Genomic DNA, 16,108 nt, shown 5'->3' on the forward strand with positions numbered 1-16,108 from the left:
GACTGAACGCCCCGCACGGGATTCCCGTACTGATTGCAGACCGTTCCCGCGCCGGCCGAGGAGACGTCCCCGATGCCCCGCACGACCGCACATCGCACCGCAGCCCTGGCGGCCGCCGCCGTGAGCCCGTTCCTGCTGGGCCTGTGGGCCGCCGGACCGGCGCAGGCGCACGGCGCCCCCACGGATCCGGTCAGCCGGGTGTTCGCCTGCTCCCCCGAAGGCGGGGCCGACGCAGGGACCGCGGCCTGCCGGGCGGCCGTCGACGCCAACGGCACCTCTTTCGCCGCGTGGGACAACCTGCGGGTGGCGGACGTGAACGGACGCGACCGGCAGACCATTCCCGACGGGCAGTTGTGCAGCGGCGGCCTGTCCGCGTACAAGGGACTCGACCTCGCCCGCGCCGACTGGCCGTCGACCCGGCTCACCCCGGGCGGGACCCTGCGCATGACGTACGCCTCGACGATCGCGCACACCGGCACGTTCAAGCTGTATCTGACGAAGCCGGGCTACGACCCGTCGAAACCGCTCACCTGGTCCGACCTGCCGACGCGTCCGTTCGCCGAGGTCAAGGACCCGGCACTGAAGAACGGCGCGTACCACCTCACGGCGAAGCTGCCCGCCGACCGGACGGGACGTCAGATGCTCTACACGATCTGGCAGAACAGCAGCACGCCGGACACCTACTACTCGTGCTCGGACGTGGTGTTCCCGGAAGCGGTTTCACCGAGCAAGCCGGAGAGCGGCCCGACGACGAAGGCGCCCGCTTCGGCCACGCCGGCGACGTCCGCGACGTCCGCAGGCCCGACGCCGAGCTCACCGTCCACGGCTCCGTCGGTGGCGACCGCCTCCGGCGCCGCGCCCGCCCAGGCCGCCGCGGCCGGCCCCGAGAGCACTCCGGTGGCTTCCACCACCGGGTCCGGCTCCGGGCCGTCCGCGCCGATACTGGCGAGCGGCGCCGCGGCGGTGCTGGTGCTCACCGGCGGCGCCGCCCTCGTCGTGCGCCTGCGCCGACGCTGAACTCCGCGGGAACGGAGTCCGGTCGCACGTCGGACGATCAGTCGCGTGGACGCTGTTCAGTTACGGGTGACGGGGCTCAGTTGACGGAGACGACCGCGCCCGCGTCGGTCACGGGGGCGTACTTGGCGGTGAAGTAGCCGTTGGCGAAGCAGAGCGACGAGCCCGACGTCTTGGTGAACTGCTGGCTGGTGAAGGTGATGCTGTTGTCGGCGTTGCTCGCCGTGCCCGTCAGGCTGGGCGCCTGGTAGACGCAGTTGATGCTGCCCAGCAGCGTGCGCAGCACGACCGTGGTCTGGATGGTGGAGCCGCTCGGCGGGGTGACGGAGACGGTGCCGCCCGAGGAGACACTGGTCGTGTAGGCCAGGTTGTTGACCGTGATGCTGGTGACGCCTAGCACGCCGACGACGTTCGCGGTGCAGTTGCCGAAGGTGTGCGCGGTGAGCGACTCGGTGGCCGTGCCTGGCGCGGTGGGGTTGTCGGTGACGGTGGCGCTGAACCCGGACGTGGCACAGGAGACACCGCTGGTGCCGGTCGCGCTGGAGTAGAGCGTGGCGGTCGTGCCGCTGGCGAGGGAGGCGTTGAGGACGTCACCGACGGCGACGTCGCCGTTGGCCGTGGTCAGCACCGCGCCGGCCGCGGAGGCCGGGGTGACGGCGGTGAGCGAGAGGGCGACGACCGTACCTGCGAGGGCGAGGAGGGAGCGAGTGCGCATGCGGGTGCCTCTTTCTCAAGTGGGGGTTGATTCGGGGGTGTTCGGTGGGGGGTGACCGGTGGATCGGTGGGGGGTGATCGGTGGGGGGATCGGTGGGGGGATCGGTGGGGGTGAACCGGCGCGTCGCTGATCGCAACCGGAAGGACGCTGGTCGGCGTCCGCCGTCGCCGGCCCGTGACGCCTTCTCCGTACGTGACGGACCGGCAACGGCGGCCGGCCGGTGACCGGCCGGAGGCACTGGCGAGTGACTCCGGCCGGGCCGGGCGGGGAGGGGCGACCGGTCGCGGCCCGCGGGGGGAAGCGGCCGTACCGGTGCCGTCAAGGGATCGAGCTCGGGTCCGTGTGGCCCGTACTGGCTGAAAAGCGTCCGGGAGCGCGGCGGTGTCGCCGCGCTGCGGATCCGGCGCCACGGATCCCGGCTGAGCCAGGGAGAGTTCTAGACCTGATGGTCAGTCAACGTCAAGGCTCTGCAACAAAGTTGATGGTGTGACAGATATATGCGAAAGCCTGTCGGGGGGCCTGCTCGGCAGGCGGCACATAATGAACACTCTTTTTCCACATCTCCCTTGACCGGCTGGTGTAACCATCGGTAACTTCCTGGACGGCTACTGCTGCGTAACCAGAAAGCCCTTGCGGTTTCCGGGAGTCGCGAGGAGGCGTGCGTGGCAGCCGCTGTCCGCGCCAGGACAACGTGCCACTGAAGCCCAACCCGCACGATCAAGCGCATGGGAGCAGACATGGCCTCGTCCCCGGACGTCACTTCGTCCGCCGACAACTTCCCCGAGAACCCCGAAAGCGGTTCCACAACGAGACGCGGCCGGGTCCGGCCGCGCCGGGCCGCCGTCATGGCGATACCCGCCACCCTCGTCGCCGCGGGGCTCGCGGTCCTCACCGCCCAGGGCGCCCTGGGCGTGCAGTTCGCGATCTCCGGCATGCCCTTCGTGGTCACCGCCGACAGGCTCGACGGTGAGGGCTTCGCGCAGTTCGGCGGTCTGGACAACATGATCGAGAACAGCCCCAACCAGGGGGACACCGGCGGCCAGGTCCTGGTCGTCACCTCGGTCGTGAAGAACGGCAAGATCACCAACATGTGCCAGAGCGTCGACCTCGGCGGCATCCAGCTCGTCCTCAAGGCCGGCGGCGGATCCACGCCGGTGAGCGTGAAGAACCTGGCCATCGACTCCGACGAGATCTCGGGCGACGCCGAGTTCAACAACATCGAGATCGGCCGCGACTCCAGCACCTTCGACAAGGTCCCGATCCAGGGTCCCGCCGGCGTCTACGGCCAGCAGGCCGACACGGTCGTCATCAAGAACCTGTACCAGCACAACTACGCGGCCACCGCGGCCGTCTTCAAGCTTCCCGGCCTGAAGATGAGCTTCTCCAGCGAGGGCTGCAAGTAATGACCTTCACCCAGTGGCGGGGCCGCTTCCGGGAGTGGAGAGGCCACCGGCCCTTCGCGGGCGGCGTGCTGCTCGTCCTGGGCGGCGCCGAGATCCTCGTGACCATGAAGGCGCCGCTCCCGGTGATCCTTCATGTGGGGATGCAGGGCCTGGCGGGCTATCTCCTGCCCACCCTGATGGTGGTGTGCGGTCTGCTGATCCTCTTCAACCCGACCCAGCGGCTGTTCTACTCGATCATCGCCATCCTGCTCTCCCTGGGCACCTGGCTGACCTCCAACATCGGCGGCTTCGTCGTAGGCCTCCTGATGGGTGCCGTGGGCAGCAGCCTCGCCTTCGGCTGGCTGCCCGACCAGGAACCGCGCCGGAGCCGCCGGCAGCGGCACAAGGAGAAGCGACCGGAACACACGGCCGAGTCGGTCCGGCAGGACGGCCCGCTGCCCGGAGCGGGGTGACCTGCCCGACACGCGGACAGGCACGCGTCTGACGCGCGGCCGTGGCACACGGCCGTACGTCCTCTCACCGGCGGGGCCGGGACGACCTGCGCACAGCGGGCCGCCCGGCCCCGCCGGTGTCGCCGGCCTTCCGGTGTCGCCGCTCTTTCGGTGTCGCCCGGTGTCGCCACTCTTCCGGCTCTTGTGGATCCGCGTCTCTGAGCATCCGCATGCCTGGGGATCCGCATGCCTGGGGATCCGCGTGCCCGGGGATCCGCTTCCCTGGGGAGTGACCGCCTCTTCGACGGCACGACCTGCCGTCCTTCGCGACCCGTCCGGATTCGTGCCCCTCCTGTCGCTCGGCCCGTCCGGATTCTGGATCCGTCCGGATTCCCGGTCCGTCCGGAGGCGTGATCCGTCTCATTTCGCCACCCCGCCCTCCCACGTCCTTCGAACAGGTGACGTGGGAACTTCTCGGCCGTCGCGGTGAGTTCAGCGGAAGATCACCAGAATGGGTTCGAGGCAGTGGGTTCGGCGTGAAGGAGCGACAGGGCATGGTGTTCAAACGGCTGCTCGGGGCGATCGGCGTAGGCTGCCCCTCGGTGGACACGGTGCTCGACGACGAGGCGGTGCTGCCCGGCGGGGCGCTGTCGGGGCAGGTCCGGCTGCGGGGCGGCGGGACGGCCGTGGAGATCGAGGAGATCGGCCTGGAGCTGCTGGCACGCGTCGAGGCCGAGCACGAGGAAGGCGAGAGCGAGGGCGCCGTCGCCTTCGAGCGGTATGTGGTCGGTGGCGGATTCCTGCTCGGCGAGGACGAGGAACGCAGCGTGACGTTCTCCGTCACGGTGCCCTGGGAGACACCGGTCAACGAGCTGTACGGGCAGCCGCTGGGCGTCGTCCTGGGCGTGCGCACCGAGCTCGCGGTGGCCGACGCCCGCGACCGGAGCGATCTCGACCCGCTCATCGTCCGTCCGCTGCCCGTGCAGGAGGCGGTCCTCGAAGCGCTCGGGCAGCTCGGGTTCGGCTTCCGCTCCGCCGACCTGGAGCACGGTCGCATCGGGGGCACGGGGCAACGGCTGCCGTTCTACCAGGAGATCGAGCTCACCCCGCCCCCTCGGTACGCGCACGCCGTGACCGACATCGAACTGACCTTCCTCACCACCGCGTCCGGCCTGGAGGTCGTGCTGGAGGCCGACAAGCGCGGCGGCCCGCTCACTCCCGGCCACGACGCGCTGACCCGCTTCACCGTGCGCCACGAGGACGTGCCGGTACTCGACTGGAACAGCGAGGTCGACGGCTGGATCCGCCGGGTGACCGAGCACCGTGAGGCGTACGGCGCGCAGGCCTACGTCCACTCCGCGTCGCACGCCGACCACCTCGCCGTACACGGCTCCTTCCCCGGCACGGGCGCAACGGCCGTCGCGAGCGCGGCGGGGCTCGGCGCAGGGGCCGTCGGCGGCGTGGTGGTGGCCGAAGTGGTGGACGAGATCGGTGACTTCTTCGAAGAAGAGGAAGAAGAGGGAGGGGACGACGAAGAGGAGGGAGTCGAAGCAGAGGAGAACGAGGAGTACTAGGAGAGGGAGAGCGAGAGGGAGAGGGAGAAGAACGGCCGGATCAGGTGCGAGAGCAGCGGGAGACGAGCGCTGGACCGAGCTTCCCGGCCTCTTCCGGTCTTCCGGGTCTTCCGGGTCTTCCGGGCTCTCCAGGCTCTGCGGGCCTTCCGGCTCTCCGGGTTCTCAGGTCCTCCGGGCTCTCCGAGTACTCCGGGCCATCGGGCTCTCCCGGCCTCCGGACCTCCGGGTTCTCCGGGCCTCCGGGCTCTCCGGGTTCTCCGGGTTCTCCGGGCCTTCGCGGACTCCGACGCCTTCGACGCCTTCGACGTGCCGTCACGGGAGGACCCGCCGTCGGCAAGGGCGGCGACGGCGGCCGAGGTGCGACCCCTGGGAAGAGGTCGGTCGCGTCGCGCGTGAGGCCGCGGCGCGCGGCATGCCGACGCGGTCGCGCACCCTGGCGGAGGCGGCGGAGTTCTTCACCGGCCTCGAACTGCTCGACCCGGGGATCGTCCAGGTCCCCCGCCGGCGCCCGACGGCACCGGCACCGAGGTCAACCGCGGCGCGGACATCGCCATGGACAGGGCCGTGGGCCGCAAGCCCTGAGCCGGCTCCGATTGTTTGACGATCAGTCAATTCAGCTGCGGATATGCTCCTCCAGGTCATCGCCGCCCCGTCCCGGATCACAATGCGGCAGCAGCACCTCACACCATGCGGTCGCTCACTTGACTCCCAGCGGTCACACGCGGTTGGCTCCGAGCCAACGAATGCCTCTCGCCGGTGCACACCCCTCGCTCCGGCGGCGCTCGCCCCGTCCTCCCTGCTCTGCCGCACAGCGAGGTGCAGCCCCCCATGAACACTCCCCTCCCCGCTCCCTCCGCTCCGGCTCCCCTCGGATCCATACGCCTCACCGCCCTGGCGGCGGCCTGCTGCCTCCTCCTCCTGACCGGCTGCTCCGGCGCCACGTCGTCCGGTGCGGACCTGGACACGGCGGGCGGCTCGGGCGACCGCCTCAAGATCACCCTGGTCACCCATGGCGCCGAGGGCGACGACTTCTGGGCGCTGGTGCGCAAGGGCGCCGAGGCCGCTGCCGCCAAGGACGGTGTGGACCTGACCTACGCCAGCGACCCCGACGCCGCCGGGCAGGCCGAACTGGTGCGGGACGCGGTCCACGACCGGGTCGACGGCATCGCGGTGACCCTCGCCAAACCGCAGGCCATGAAGAACCCGGTCGCCCGGGCCAAGGCGGCCGGCATCCCCGTGGTCGGTCTCAACTCCGGTATCGACGCGTGGCGTTCGGCGGGACTTCTGGAGTACTTCGGCCAGGACGAGAGCGTCGCGGGCCGTGCCGTGGGCGACAAGCTCGACAGCCTCGGCGCCCGGCACGCCCTGTGCGTCATCCACGAACGGGGCAACATCGCCCTGGAGGCGCGCTGCGCGGGCGTGAAGAAGACGTTCACCGGCGAGACCGAGATGCTCTACGTCGACGGAACGGACATGGACGCCATGACCGCCGCCGTGGCCGCGCGGCTGCGGCAGGAGCCGGACATCGACGAAGTCATCGCCAACGGGGCGCAGTTCGCGCTCGCGGCGGTGCAGGCGACAGCGAAGGCCGGCAGCAAGGCCAAGGTCGCCACCTTCGACCTCAACGAGGATCTGGTCACGGCCGTACGGGACGGCAGCGTGCAGTTCGCGGTGGATCAACAGCCCTATCTGCAGGGCTACCTGGCGGTCGACGGGCTCTGGCTGTACAAGACCAACGGCAATGTCAGCGGCGGCAGTACCGCGCCCGTGCTGACGGGTCCGGCCTTCGTCACGAAGACCAACGTCGCCGAAGTAGCCCGCTTCGCCGCGGCCGGCACCCGCTGACCGGACCGTCCCCCTCACCCCGCGGCTCCTCCCCAGTTCCTCCCCCCTCGCTCTTCCCCTTCCCCCCGCTGATCGCTCTAGGACGACTATGTCTCCACGGACAGGTGCCCGGCGCCGACGTCTCGGCTCCATACGTCTCTCCCTGATCCTGCTGGCCCTGGTGCCCAGCGTCACCCTCGCCGCCATGTGGGGTGTGACGACGACCCAGATGTTCGCGGAGGGGCTGCGGCTGCGCGCACAGACCGAGCTGAGCCGGTCGACCGGGGCCATGGGCACCGAGGCGACGCTGATGCTGCAGCGGGAGCGCAGCCTGTCCGCCGTGTGGCTGGCCTCGCGGCCCGCAGGCTCCCGGGAGGCGCTGGAGGCGCAGCGCGAGAAGACGGACGTGGCGGTCGCCGAGCTCGTCGCGCGGTCGGACGACATCCAGCAGGCGTCCGACCGCGTCAGGGACCGGATGTACTCGGTCGTCGCCTCCGTGGGCAGCCTGGAGTACTACCGGGGCCAGGTGGACGACCCGGTCGACATCACCGCGGCCCAGGCTCTGGACCAGTACACGTCGATCATCGACGACCAGATCCACGCCTTCCAGGAGCTGTCCCAGGTCGACGACGGAGACCTCACCTCGCAGGCCGGGCCGCTCGTCGCGCTGGAGCACGCCGCCGAACTGGTCTCCGAGGAGGACCTGCAGCTCACGCTGGCCGGACCCCGGCAGCGGATGGACGAGGAGACGTGGGCGCAGTTCGCCCAGTTGGTGAACACCCGGCGCTGGCTGGTGCAGGACCAGATCGTCCCCTCGCTCACCGGCACCGCGAAGGCACAGACCGAGAAGATCCTCACGAGCTACCAGTGGCAGATCCTGGAGTCCGTCGAGGACAAGGTGCTCGCGGCCCGCGCGAAACAGAGCGAAAACGGTGACATCGCGTTGCCGGACGTGCAGAAGCAGTGGCGTGCCGCGCTCATCGAGGTCTCCGACAAGTACTCGGGACTGATCCGGCTGCAGACCACGGCGCTGCTGCAGCACAGCGCGGACGAGGCCCGCGAGCTGCTCATCACGGCCGCCTCGCTCAGCGCCGGCGGTCTCGTCGCCCTGCTGCTGTGCGTGGGCATGTCCTGGCGCATCACCCGCTCGCTGTCCCGGCGGCTGCACGGCCTGCGGATGGCCACGCTGAGCCTGGCACACGAACGGCTCCCGGACGTCGTCTCCCGGCTGGACCGGGGCGAGACGGTCGACGTGGACGCCGAGACCCCTCCGCTGGACTACGGCGGCGACGAACTCGGCCAGGTGGCGGCGGCGTTCAACACGGCGCAGCGCACCGCCGTGCACACCGCCGTCGAACTCGCCGACACCCGGCGCGGATTCCAGAAGGTCATCCTGGGCATCGCCCGGCAGAGCCAGAACCTGGTCAACCTCCAGCTGAGCAAGCTCGACGCGCTGGAGCGGCGGCACCAGGACCCGGACGTGCTCAACGGGCTGTACGAACTGGACTCCACGGCCAGCCAGTTGCGGCGCTACGAGGAGAACCTCGTCATCATCAGCGGCGGTCGGCCCGGACGCAGCTGGACGGAGCCGGTGGCGCTGATCGACATCCTGCGCAGTGCCGTCGGGGAGGTCGCGGAGTACCGGCGGGCGGAGGTGCACACCGAGGAGGACGTGTACATCGCGCCACCGGCCGTCGCGGACGTGATCCATCTGCTCGCCGAGCTCATCGACAACGCGACGTCCTACTCGCCGGCGCCCAGCCCGGTCGGCGTCCGGGCCGCGCTGGTGGCCAAGGGCCTGGCGATCGAGGTCGAGGACCGCGGCCTCGGCCTGTCCGAGGAGGACTACGCCTCGTTCAACGCGCAGTTGGCGGTCCCGCCCCAGTTCGACGTGGTGGCGCTCGCCGACGACCTACGGCTCGGCATGTTCGTGATCGCCCAGCTGGCGACCCGGCACGGGATCACCGTCACCCTGCGCTCGTCGCCGTACGGCGGGACCACGGCCATCGTGCTGGTCCCCCACGACATCGTGGTCCGCGAGGCCCCCGGCCCGTCGGCCCCGACGGCGGACGACTCCGCCGGGCCGACGCCCGACCGTCCCCTCGCCCCGGGATCGCACCGCCCGTCGCCCGCCGGGAACACACCGGACTCCCCGTCCTCGACGAGCCGTGCGCCCCTCCCGACGGACGGTGTGAGAGCCGAGGCCGAGGCGTCGGACGTCGGCGGATCCGATGCGTCGGACGTCGCAGGCGGCCGGGGCAACCGGGCGAGCGCGGTGGCTCCCGTCACGGCCCGGACCGCGCGCACGGCCGCTCGGCCCGGAGGTCTCACGCCGTTGCCCCGCAGAGTCCCGCAGACCAGCCTCGCCACCGAGTTGCGCGAGGAGGCCGCGTCCGCCGCGGCCGTCGAGGAAGACGGCTACCCGGACGACTTCACCGCGGAGCGCGCGGCCTCTTCCCTCGGCGGTTTCCAGCGGGGCACGCTGCGCGCACACGCCGACGCCGGCCTGCCGCCCGACGACCCGCGGGAACCAGCCCCCGAGGAGGCCCCCGGCCCGCAGGTCACCGCCGCGAGCACCTCCCACACCCCGACACCGCCCGCCGACCGCTCATGAAGGACATCACGATGACACGCTCCACCCCCGGCACGAACACCCAGCTCGACCAGCTGCTCACCGGTCTCGTGGACCGGGTCGCCGACGTGAACCAGGCCGTCGTGCTCTCCGAGGACGGGCTGGTGGTGAGCAAGTCCACCGGCTTCCTGCGCGAGGACGCCGAACGACTGGCGGCGACCGCGTCCGGCCTGATGAGCCTCAGCAAAGGCGTCAGCATGGATTTCCGCGGCGGTCCGGTGCGCCAGGCGCTCATCGAGATGGCCCATAGCTACCTGATCCTCACCTCGGCCGGACCGGGCGCCCATCTCGTCGTGCTCGCGGGCAAGAACGCGGACGTGGGCGTGGTGGCGTACCAGATGAACATGCTGGTCAAGAAGATCGGCGAGCACCTCAGCGCGGCACCGCGGGCCCATGTCGGTCCCGCCGCGCGCACCAACGGCGGGTGAGGTGAGCGGAGGCGACGAAGCGGGCAGACTCGTCAGGCCGTTCACCCTCACCGGTGGCCGGACCCGGCCCAGCCGTGCCGACTTCACGCTCATCACGACGGTGACCGCGGTCGACCCGCCGCCCGAGCGGGCCGCGCGGCCGCAGCCCGAGCACACCCGGATCCTGCGGCTGTGCGCCCGGCCGCTCGCCGTGGCGGAACTCGCGGCCCGTCTCGACCTGCCGGTGAGCGTGGTCGTCATCATGCTCTGCGACCTGCTGGAGGCGGGCCTGATCACCGCCCGGCCGCCCCGTCCCGTCACCGGCACCCCGGATCTCGATCTGCTGGAGAAAGTGAGGGACGGCCTTGGCCGGATCTGATGCCACCGCTTCCACCGCCCTCGGCCCCGGGCAGGCCGCGGCACCCGACGCGGTGAAGATCCTCATCGCCGGCGGCTTCGGCGTCGGGAAGACCACCATGGTCGGGGCGGTCAGCGAGATCACGCCGCTGCGCACGGAGGAACCGCTGACCGTCGCCGGGCTGGAGGTGGACGACCTCAAGGGCATCGAGGAGAAGCGGTCCACCACCGTGGCCCTGGACTTCGGGCGGATCAGCATCGGTGACGATCTGGTGCTGTACCTCTTCGGCACGCCCGGCCAGCAGCGGTTCTGGTTCATGTGGAACGACCTGGCGATCGGCGCTCTGGGGGCGGTGGTGCTCATCGATGTGCGGAGGCCGGAGTCGAGCTTCGCGGCGATCGACTTCTTCGAGCGCCGGGGCATCCCGTTCGTCGTCGCGGTAAACGGTTTCCACGGGTTGCACCCCTATCCGACGGAGGAGATCAAGGAGTCGCTGGCGTTGCCGGCCCATGTTCCCGTGGTGTTGTGCGACGCGCGGGAGCGTGACTCGTGCCGGGACGTGCTGATCGCTCTCCTCGACCGGCTGATCGAGGACGTCACACTCCGGCCGAGCCCGGCCCACTGATCCACGGCCCGGTCCACCTGGCTGCCCGGCCCGATCGACCTGCCTGCCCGGCCGGACAGGCCGCCTCCGCCCGGCCTGTCCGGCCACCCCCACCGCCCGGCCCTGTCCGGCCACCCCCACCGCCCGGCGTGCCTTGCCGCAGGCCACTTGCCCGACCGCCCGGCGCCCCCGGTCCCGCCGTCCCCCCGTCCCGCCGTCCCCCCGTCCCCCCGTCCCGCCGTCCCGCCGTCCCGCCGTCCCGCCGTCCGCCTACCCGGGACCACGTCACCGGGCTCCCGCGGCACGCAGGGCCGCAACCGTTTCCGGGTGGGGTCCCGCGGTCGCCCACGCGAGGGGGGTCAGACCGGTGCCGTGGTCCTCGCGGAGGTTGGGGTCGGCGCCGTGCGCGAGCAGGGCGCGGACCGCGTCGATGTGGCCCCAACAGGCCGCCGCGCACAGTGGGGTTCCCTCGGCGCCCAGGCCCGCGCTCTCGGCGTCGGGCGGCGCACCGGCCTCGAGCAGCCTGCGCGCGGTCTTGGCGGCCCCGTGGACACAGGCCGCGTACAACGGAGTCGTTCCGTCGACATCGGCGGCCGCGGGGTCGGCGCCGGCCCGCAGCAGCAGGTCGACCTGAGGAACGCCCTCGAACATCACCGCCGACAACAGACGCTTCGTCAGTTTCTTCTGCCGTCTCCTGTTCACGGTCGCCGAGAGTAGTCCGGACCGCCGCGGAGATCGCCGGAATTTTCCGTGATGCACCGCAGGTGTGAGGCGGGAAACCGCCAAGCGTGTCCCAGTGATTGACCTGTTCCCCGCACACCCCTACCTTCTGACCGACTCACCGAACCTGGTTCGACATTTCGAACTGCAGGTCGGTGTCTAAGGGCATCCCCGCACCCCTGGAGCGCATATGACCCCCGACCCCTCCCGCCGCCTCTTCCTCGGCGCGGCCGCCTCCGTCCCCCTCGCCCTCACCCTCGGCATGCCGTCCGCCCACGCGGCCGACTCGGCCTACGTGATGGGCTACTTCACCGAGTCCACCAGCCTCGGCGCCGGCACCGACTACGGCCTCCACCTCGCCGTCAGCACGGACGGGCTGCAGTGGATGCCGCTCAATCAGAACAACCCCGTGGTCACGCCCACCGAGGGCGCGCTGGGGCTGCGCGACCCGTTCATCCTGCGCAAGCAGGACGGCACCTTCGTGGTGATCGCCACCGACCTCAAGGGCACCGACTGGAGTTACGTCAGCCAGTACGTGCACGTGTGGAACTCGACCGACCTGCGCACCTTCACCGGCTACCACCGGCTGAAGCTGCACGACATGAACACCCACAGCTGGGCGCCGGAGGCGTTCTGGGACGCGGGCCGGGGGCAGTACGCGCTCATCTACTCCGCGGTGAACGCCGGCGGCCACAACGTGATCATGGTCAACTACACCACCGACTTCGTCACCGCCTCGGCCCCCCAGGTCTTCTTCGACCCCGGCTACGACGTGATCGACGGTGACATGGCCGTCGGGGTGAACGGCGTCAACTACCTCTACTTCAAGAAGGACCAGACGCTGGTGGGCGCGCGGTCCGGCTCGCTCGACCCCGGCAGCTTCACGGTCTTCAACACCGGCGTCGCCCACGGCGGCACCGAGGCGCCGACCCTCGTCAAGTCGCTGACCTCCAGCACCTGGTGGCTCTGGGGAGACACCTACACGCCCAACGGCGTCTTCTACGCCTGGCAGTCCACCGACCTCGCGGCCGGCACCTGGACCGCGCTCGACCAGAAGACGTACACCCAGCCCGTGAACTCCAAGCACTGCGGCATCACGACGATCACCGGCACGCAGTACAGCAACCTCGTCGCCAAGTGGGGCGCCCCCGCGTGGAACCGGCTCAAGTCCTACAACTACCCCGACCGTTACGTCCGCCACGCCGACTACGTCGGCCGCATCGACGCGTACCCCTTCGACCTGTACACGGACTCGCAGTGGAAGCTCGTCCCCGGCCTGGCCGACAGCTCCGGGGTCTCCTTCCGGTCGGTGAACTACCCGACGCGGTATCTGCGGCACTACGACTACCAGCTCCGGCTCGACGCCGACGACGCCACGTCGACCTTCGCCGGTGACGCGACCTTCTACCGTACGGCGGGCCTGGCGGACTCCGGATGGGCGTCGTTCCGCTCCTACAACAACCCGACGCGCTACATCCGGCACGCGAACTACGTCCTGCGCATCGACCCGGTCTCGACGGCCACCGAGAAGCAGGACGCGACGTTCTTCGTGGGTTACTGACCCGGATCCGTCAGCGGTGCCGCTGCCGCGCAGCGGCGCTCACCACTCGGCCAGCCGCGGCAGCAGTTCGGCCGCCGCCGTCACGTCGCCGCTCAGCGGACGGTCTTCCGTGCCCGCGGGAAGAACGGCCGTCGCCGCGGCGAGGACCGCGGCCGACGGCGCCGGCGCCTCCGCCCGGGCCGGCTTCATCCTCAAGGCCCGTACGGCGGCGACGAGTTCGCAGGCGAGGACGGTGCTGTAGGCGTCCGCCGCTCGCGCGCTCTGGCGGGCGGCCTGCCCGGCGAAGGTGGCGGCCTCCTCCAGCCCCCGCGACAGGACCGCGTGTCCCGCCGACGCGGGTGCCGTCGCCGCACGCAGTTCCGCCAGGGCGGAGTTGGCCGTGTACTCCAGGATCATCGTGCCCGAGCTGGTCGCCGGTCCGCCGCCGAGGAACGGGGGCAGACCGGTGAGCCCGGGGTCGCCGAGCGCCGTCAGGCGGGCGGCGGAGAGCTGCGCGGTCTGCAGCAGGGCGAGGTTCGCGGCGTCCAGGGCGAGGCCCAGGGGCGCGGCGAAGAAGCCGCCGTGGTGGTAGGCCGCGGTGCCCCCGGGATCCATGAGGGGGTTCTCCGAGGGGCAGTTGATCTCCACCTCGACGATTTCCCGCAGCCGGTCGCAGGCGTCCAGGGCGCAGCCGTGCGCCTGCGGGAAGGCACGGAACCCGAAGGGGTCCTGGATCCGCCCGCTCCCGCGGTGCCGCGGGCGGTCGGGCAGGCCCAGCAGCCGCCGCACCTCACCGGCCGCGCGGGCGGCGCCGGGATAGGGCCGCAGGGCGTGCACGGGAGCGGCGTACGCCTCCGCCGAGCCGGACACCGCGGCGAGGGACAGAGCGGCGACGGCGTGCGTGGCCCGCAGCAGCACATCCAGTTCGTGCTGGGCGAGCGCGGCCTGGCCCAAGGCGAGCGCATTGCTGCTGAGCAGGGCCAGCGCATCACCGGGTCCGAGGACGACCGGGGCCGGGAGCCGGGTGGAGGGGCCCGTGGTGGAGGGGCCCCGGACGGCCGCGACGGCCGTAACAGGGGCGGAAACGGGGACGTATACGGTTTCGGCAGCGGGTCCGGGCAGCGTGACGAGCTGAACGGTGGGGGCGCCGGCGGAGGGAGCGGCGGCAGCGGGCTCGCCGTCCAGGGCCGGAGCCGTGGCCGACGGGCAGGAGCGCGCCGGCCCCGTCCCCGAGGCGGCGGGTCCGCCGGCCGGCTCAGCAGCGTGCTCCACGGGGCCGGTCGGCTCGCCGTCCGGCCCGGGCGTCCTCCTTGGCCCGCTCGACTCCGGGCTCAGCCACGGCCGTTCACCGATCAGCGTCAGGCCGGTCTGGGCCAGCGCCGTAAGGTCGCCGGTGCCGACAGCTCCGTACTCGTTGACGGCCGGGTGGACGCCGAGACGGAGCGCGTCGACGAGGGCGTCGACGAACGCGGGCTGGATTCCGGAGCCGCCGGCGAGGAGCTGGTTGGCGCGTACCGCGAGCATGGCGCGGACCTGGCGGGCGGGGAGCTGGGCGCCCGCGCCGCCCGCGTGGCTGCGCAGCAGGCGCAGGCCGTGCGCGGCCTCGTCGCCCTCGTCGACCGGCACCGAGCGCTGTGCGCCGACGCCGGTGCCGCGGCCGTACAGCCGTCCGGCGGCGGCGAGCGTCTGCGCCGTATGCCAGGAGTGGACGGCGCGCTCGCGGGCTTCGGGGGCCACCGCGGGGACGGACGCACCGTCGACGAGTGCGATCAGCTCGCCGACGGTAAGGGTGGTGCCGTTCAGAACGGTCCGGGCGCCCCCGCGGGGCGGAGAAACCCGGGCCGGTCCGTTTCCTGTTGTTTCCAACGGTTCACGTGCTCCGGTGGAACCTCAGCCGAGACCGGCCGACTTCAGCCAGGCCTTGGCGACGTCCAGCGGGTCCTTGCTCTCCAGCTGCACCTGGGAGTCCAGGTCGAGCAGGGTCTTGGTGTCGAGCTTGGCGGAGACGGCGTTGAGCGCGTCGATGCCCTCCTGGGAGAGTCCGCTCTTGTAGACCAGCGGCGTCACGTTCGCGAATCCGAAGAGGTTCTCCGGGTCCTGGAGAACGACGAACTTCTCCTGGGTGATGGTCGGGTCCGTGGTGAAGATGTCCGCGGCCTGCACGGTGTTCTTCTTCAGCGCGGCCTGGGTCAGCGGACCGCCCGCGTCGAGGGCCTTGAAGGACTTGAACTTCAGCCCGTAGACCGACTCCAGGCCGAGGATGCCCTGCTGGCGGGTCTGGAACTCGGGCGAACCGCCGAGGACCAGCTCCGGCGCGATGTCCTTGAGGTCGGCGAGCGTGGACGTCGCGGTGAGGTTGTACTTCTTCGCGGTCGCCGCGTTGACCGTGACGGAGTCCTTGTCCTCGGCGGGCGACGACTCGAGGAGCGTCAGCTTGGAGTCGAGCTTGGCCTTCGCGGCGGCGTTCACGGTCGCGAGCGAGGTCTGCTCGGCCTTCGCGTCCAGGTAGGCCAGCAGCGAGCCGTTGTACTCCGGCAGGACGGTGATGGAACCGTTCTTGAGCAGGCCGTACGTGGTCTCGCGGCTGCCGATGTTGGGCTTGTAGGACACCTTGATGCCCTTGGCCTTCAGGGCCTCGCCGTAGATGTCGGCGAGCAGGATGCTTTCGGCGAAGTTGTTGGAGCCGACGACCACGGTGTCGCCGGCCGCCTTGTCGCCGGCGAGCGGGTCGGAGGTGTCGTCGGACGAGGAGGAGCATCCCGCCAGCAGGACCGTCACCGCCGCGAGGGCGACGGCCGCCGCACCGGGGTGGTTCCTGAGGGACCTGCTGCTGTGGGCGTTGGAAGTCACGGTTCCCGTTCCGGGCTGGGGGGTTGATGAGAACTC

Annotated in this window: 14 protein-coding genes and 1 pseudogene; 11 read left to right on the forward strand and 4 right to left on the reverse strand. The window is 71.2% G+C overall.

Annotated features, from left to right (window positions below):
• Positions 1–72 precede the first annotated feature (72 nt).
• On the forward strand, positions 73–1,017 hold the full coding sequence (locus J2X68_RS33520; RefSeq protein ID WP_310436371.1) for a lytic polysaccharide monooxygenase: 945 nt from the start codon (positions 73–75) through the stop codon (positions 1,015–1,017).
• A gap of 76 nt (positions 1,018–1,093) precedes the next feature.
• Here the strand turns inward: J2X68_RS33520 and J2X68_RS33525 are convergent, their stop codons facing one another.
• Positions 1,094–1,729, reverse strand: coding sequence for a Tat pathway signal sequence domain protein (locus J2X68_RS33525; protein ID WP_310436372.1), 636 nt, complete (start codon positions 1,727–1,729; stop codon positions 1,094–1,096).
• A gap of 737 nt (positions 1,730–2,466) precedes the next feature.
• On the opposite strand from J2X68_RS33525, the gene J2X68_RS33530 reads away from it, so the two are divergent.
• The 9 genes and pseudogenes from J2X68_RS33530 (at position 2,467) to J2X68_RS33570 (ending at position 10,983) form a co-directional block, all read left to right on the forward strand.
• Positions 2,467–3,132 (forward strand): DUF6230 family protein, encoded by a 666-nt coding sequence (locus J2X68_RS33530; RefSeq protein WP_310436424.1) that lies wholly within the window; start codon positions 2,467–2,469, stop codon positions 3,130–3,132.
• Positions 3,132–3,584: a DUF6114 domain-containing protein gene (locus J2X68_RS33535; RefSeq protein WP_310436373.1), complete on the forward strand. Its 453-nt coding sequence runs from the start codon at positions 3,132–3,134 to the stop codon at positions 3,582–3,584. Before J2X68_RS33530 ends, J2X68_RS33535 begins: the two co-directional genes overlap by 1 nt.
• A gap of 533 nt (positions 3,585–4,117) precedes the next feature.
• Positions 4,118–5,137 carry a sporulation protein gene (locus J2X68_RS33540; RefSeq protein WP_310436374.1) on the forward strand — a complete coding sequence of 340 codons (1,020 nt, stop codon included), beginning with the start codon at positions 4,118–4,120 and terminating at the stop codon, positions 5,135–5,137.
• A 370-nt stretch (positions 5,138–5,507) separates the two neighbouring features.
• Positions 5,508–5,719, forward strand: a pseudogene (locus J2X68_RS33545) (SAM-dependent methyltransferase); the annotation flags it as partial.
• Positions 5,720–5,965: 246 nt separating this feature from the next.
• The gene (locus J2X68_RS33550) at positions 5,966–6,982 is read left to right on the forward strand and encodes a substrate-binding domain-containing protein (protein WP_310436375.1); all 1,017 of its coding nucleotides are present in this window, start codon (positions 5,966–5,968) and stop codon (positions 6,980–6,982) included.
• 88 nt (positions 6,983–7,070) lie between these two features.
• On the forward strand, positions 7,071–9,575 hold the full coding sequence (locus J2X68_RS33555) for a nitrate- and nitrite sensing domain-containing protein (RefSeq protein ID WP_310436376.1): 2,505 nt from the start codon (positions 7,071–7,073) through the stop codon (positions 9,573–9,575).
• Positions 9,576–9,586: 11 nt separating this feature from the next.
• Positions 9,587–10,021, forward strand: a complete 435-nt coding sequence (locus tag J2X68_RS33560) for a roadblock/LC7 domain-containing protein (protein ID WP_310436377.1) — start codon at positions 9,587–9,589, stop codon at positions 10,019–10,021.
• 1 nt (position 10,022) lies between these two features.
• Positions 10,023–10,379 carry a DUF742 domain-containing protein gene (locus J2X68_RS33565; protein ID WP_310436378.1) on the forward strand — a complete coding sequence of 119 codons (357 nt, stop codon included), beginning with the start codon at positions 10,023–10,025 and terminating at the stop codon, positions 10,377–10,379.
• Positions 10,366–10,983 carry an ATP/GTP-binding protein gene (locus J2X68_RS33570; protein ID WP_310436379.1) on the forward strand — a complete coding sequence of 206 codons (618 nt, stop codon included), beginning with the start codon at positions 10,366–10,368 and terminating at the stop codon, positions 10,981–10,983. Before J2X68_RS33565 ends, J2X68_RS33570 begins: the two co-directional genes overlap by 14 nt.
• Positions 10,984–11,247: 264 nt before the next feature.
• Here the strand turns inward: J2X68_RS33570 and J2X68_RS33575 are convergent, their stop codons facing one another.
• Entirely contained in the window at positions 11,248–11,664 is a 417-nt protein-coding gene (locus tag J2X68_RS33575; protein ID WP_310436380.1) for an ankyrin repeat domain-containing protein, read from the reverse strand.
• Between the two features lie 208 nt (positions 11,665–11,872).
• On the opposite strand from J2X68_RS33575, the gene J2X68_RS33580 reads away from it, so the two are divergent.
• Entirely contained in the window at positions 11,873–13,243 is a 1,371-nt protein-coding gene (locus tag J2X68_RS33580) for a glycoside hydrolase family 43 protein (protein ID WP_310436381.1), read from the forward strand.
• A 39-nt stretch (positions 13,244–13,282) separates the two neighbouring features.
• On the opposite strand, the gene J2X68_RS33585 is transcribed toward J2X68_RS33580, so the two are convergent.
• Both J2X68_RS33585 and J2X68_RS33590 read right to left on the reverse strand, forming a co-directional pair.
• Positions 13,283–15,088: an aromatic amino acid lyase gene (locus J2X68_RS33585; RefSeq protein WP_310436382.1), complete on the reverse strand. Its 1,806-nt coding sequence runs from the start codon at positions 15,086–15,088 to the stop codon at positions 13,283–13,285.
• A gap of 24 nt (positions 15,089–15,112) precedes the next feature.
• Positions 15,113–16,072, reverse strand: a complete 960-nt coding sequence (locus J2X68_RS33590; protein ID WP_310436383.1) for an ABC transporter substrate-binding protein — start codon at positions 16,070–16,072, stop codon at positions 15,113–15,115.
• Positions 16,073–16,108 lie beyond the last annotated feature (36 nt).

Source organism: Streptomyces sp. 3330 (assembly GCF_031456635.1).
Lineage (GTDB): Bacteria > Actinomycetota > Actinomycetes > Streptomycetales > Streptomycetaceae > Streptomyces.